This is a genomic window from Bradyrhizobium sp. SZCCHNR1098 (genome assembly GCF_032489375.1).
Taxonomy (GTDB): domain Bacteria; phylum Pseudomonadota; class Alphaproteobacteria; order Rhizobiales; family Xanthobacteraceae; genus Bradyrhizobium.
This window is the reverse complement of sequence record NZ_JAUEXY010000028.1, coordinates 1-1,559: the sequence shown is the minus strand read 5'-3', so window position 1 is coordinate 1,559 and position 1,559 is coordinate 1. Positions and strand designations below refer to the sequence as shown.

At 60.7% G+C, this 1,559-nt stretch carries 1 protein-coding gene; it reads left to right on the top strand.

Going from position 1 to position 1,559, the window contains the following annotated elements; all coding sequences use genetic code 11:
- Nucleotides 1-136 precede the first annotated feature (136 nt).
- Nucleotides 137-1,237, top strand: coding sequence for an IS4 family transposase (locus QX135_RS32385; RefSeq protein ID WP_315701243.1), 1,101 nt, complete (start codon nucleotides 137-139; stop codon nucleotides 1,235-1,237).
- The last annotated feature ends 322 nt before the right edge of the window (nucleotides 1,238-1,559 follow it).

The window sequence follows — 1,559 nt, the reverse complement described above, 5'->3', positions numbered from 1 at the left end:
GATCGGCTGATCCTGTGGTGACTGCCGCCTGCTTTCTTTTCTGCAGGCGGGCCATGGGTGAGGCCTTCACCCGGCCTTCCCCATAGGCGTTAAGTTTATGCTTGAGTGTTGGAATCCGCCGTGATTCGAACAGGGGATGGCAGACGAATCGCTCCTGAACGAGGACTGGACGAGAGTGGTTGCGCAGCTGGGCGGGGCTGCGCAGCTCGAGAAAACTGCGCGCCAGACGAAGGCCTTCGCGCGTCGGCGGCAGATTCCAGATGCGGTGACGTTACTTCGGCTGATGCTGGCCTATTGTTTGGGTGAAAGAGGGCTGAGATCGACAGCCGCATGGGCGGCTTCTGTTGGCCTTGCCGACCTCACCAGCGTGGCGTTGTTCTATCGGCTGCGTCAATGTGGTGATTGGTTTGCGGTGCTGGTGGAGGGCTTGCTCGCTGCGGCAGCTCCGAAGGCGAGCCAAGGCCGCCTGATCCGCATCATCGATGCGACGACAGTGCCTCAGGCGGGACCGGCTGCGCGCAAGAACAGTGAGCTTTGGCGCGTTCATAGCGCATTTGATCTGCCCTATGAGCGCTTTGGTCACTTCGAGCTGACAGATCAGCAAGAGGGCGAAACGTTTGACCGGATACCAGTGGTCAAGAACGAGATCCGCATTGCTGACCGCGCTTATCTGCAACCTGACCGCATTGCGGCCGTCCGCGAAGCCGGGGCCGACGTTTTGATCCGAGCGGGCTGGAAGAACGCACGTTGGCTTGACGCCAAAGGCCTTCCGTTCGATCTGATGGCCCAATTGCGTGCCGCGAAGGCGCGCGGACTGGTCGATCGGGAGATTTGGATCAAGCGCAAGGGCGGCGCGCCTCTGGCTATGCGTCTGGTCGCAATCAAGAAGCCCACCGGTGCGGCTGCTGCTTCTCGGCGTAAAGCCCGGCAAGACGCAAAAGATGAAAACCGCATCATCTCCAAAGAAACTTTGGAGGCTGCGGATTGGGTCATTCTGATCACGTCGCTCGCGCGGGACGAGTTCTCCACCAAAGATGTGCTTGCGCTCTATCGATTGCGATGGCGGATCGAGCTTGGGTTCAAGCGACTGAAGAGTCTGATTGGCCTCAAGACGCCGCCAGGAACCGATCCGCGCTCTGCCAAGCCCTACCTGCTGGCCCACCTCCTGATCATCCTGTTGCTCGAGCCGCTTGCCAGCGACTTCGAGGACTCTCCCCACTGGACGCAGGCCGCTTAACGACGCCTGGCGCTTGGCGGGTCCTGCAGCAGCTCGTTGCATCCTTGCTGCAAGCAATCATTCCACAACCAACCATCCGTTGCTTGCGCCGCAGAAAACGCGCGTTGGGGCGCCACCTTCGCGAGCCTCCTCGAAAACGCAAGTATCAATCGATGCTCGCGCTACCTTAACGCCTATGCGGCATTCCCTGCGCGATGGGCTTACGGCTTATACGCGCTCTCCTTGGGGACCGGCTCTCTTGCCCCCATCACCCGCATGCGCGTCGAAGCACGCGAGCTTGACCCCAGCACCGGGAGGTCAGGACCACACGATTTCGCCGTCC